A 1317-nucleotide genomic window follows, 5' to 3' on the forward strand; every position below is an offset into this window, starting at 1 on the left:
AACTTTGGCTATATCTATACTCTGCCATTCTTTCGTACAGCAAACTATAATCGAAATTGTATATCATAAACTCACCTCCCTTCTTGTTCGGTTTTCTGTACAAATCAATTAAAACACCTTTGTTTAAATAAGTCAACACATAAAATACATTTTTCTGTACAACATTTGTTAAAAATTATTGATAATCGTCATTGTACGTAGTATTATATTCTTAGGAGGTGTTCAGAAATATGAACAGTTTTAAGGATAGATTAAAGCAAATTATGTCTGAACGGAAGATATCTCAATCAGAGCTATCAAGAAGGACTGGTATTGGCAGAAACTCAATTAGCGATTATTTAAATGGAAAATATGAAGCGAAACAAGACAAAGTCTTTGAACTAGCAAAGGCTTTAAACGTTAACGAAGCGTGGCTTATGGGTTTTGATATTTCTAAGAATAGAAAAATTGAAAATAACGACATCACTTCCATATACAACAAACTCACACCTCCCCGCCAAAAAAACGTACTTAACTATGCAAATGAACAATTGGAAGAACAGAATTCTAAAGGAGATAACGTTGTAGATATTAATTCATATAAACAGGAGAAAACTCCAGTTAACGTCAATGGTTGCGTCTCTGCTGGTGTAGGAGAACGTTTACACGATGAAACGCTATTTACTGAAATGGTTAAAGGACCTATCCCCACACACGATTTAGCGTTAAAAGTAAATGGTGATTCTATGGAACCTATGTTTAAAGACGGTGAAATTATATTCGTAGAGAAAACTCACAATATAAAGAATGGACAAATTGGTATATTCATCATTGAAGAAGAAGCGTACGTTAAGAAAGTCTTTGTTGAAGATGATAGATTGACTCTAGTTTCACTAAATAAAGAATACGATGATCTACACTTTTACAGGAACGAAAGTGTGAGGTTAATTGGAAAAGTTATTTTATAGTTAAAGGAGAAATGAAAATGAGTAAAAAATTTAGCGATATTGAAAGAAATGATATTAATGCTAAATGGTTCGATGAAATTGAAAAACTTGAAGAAAAGTTAAACGAAGATTTAACTAAAAGAGAAAAGAAAAAAATAGAAAAAGAAATTACAAAAAATAAGAAATATATAGAAAAATCAGCCTTTTGGCAAAACTTAGCTGATAAAGCTGAAACTACCGGTAACAAATTACAAAATGTAGGTGGTAAAATGCAAAAAGTTGGCTTAAAAACAACAGCAGCCGTATGGACGCCGGCGTTATACGGCGCTTATAAAGTTGGTAAATCATTAAAGAATAAACCTAAAGAAGATGATTTGATAAAATTTATAAA

Annotated in this window: 2 protein-coding genes; both read left to right on the forward strand. The window is 31.4% G+C overall.

Features of this window, described 5'->3' with window-relative positions; genetic code table 11:
* The first annotated feature begins 230 nt into the window (after positions 1-230).
* The gene (locus SD53_RS12290; protein WP_001083970.1) at positions 231-947 is read left to right on the forward strand and encodes a LexA family transcriptional regulator; all 717 of its coding nucleotides are present in this window, start codon (positions 231-233) and stop codon (positions 945-947) included.
* 17 nt (positions 948-964) lie between these two features.
* The coding region (locus tag SD53_RS12295; protein WP_046520531.1) for a hypothetical protein at positions 965-1317 on the forward strand (353 nt) is incomplete at its 3' end.

The organism is Rheinheimera mesophila, assembly GCF_000986865.1.
In the GTDB taxonomy this organism is placed as follows: Bacteria; Pseudomonadota; Gammaproteobacteria; order Enterobacterales; family Alteromonadaceae; genus Pararheinheimera; species Pararheinheimera mesophila.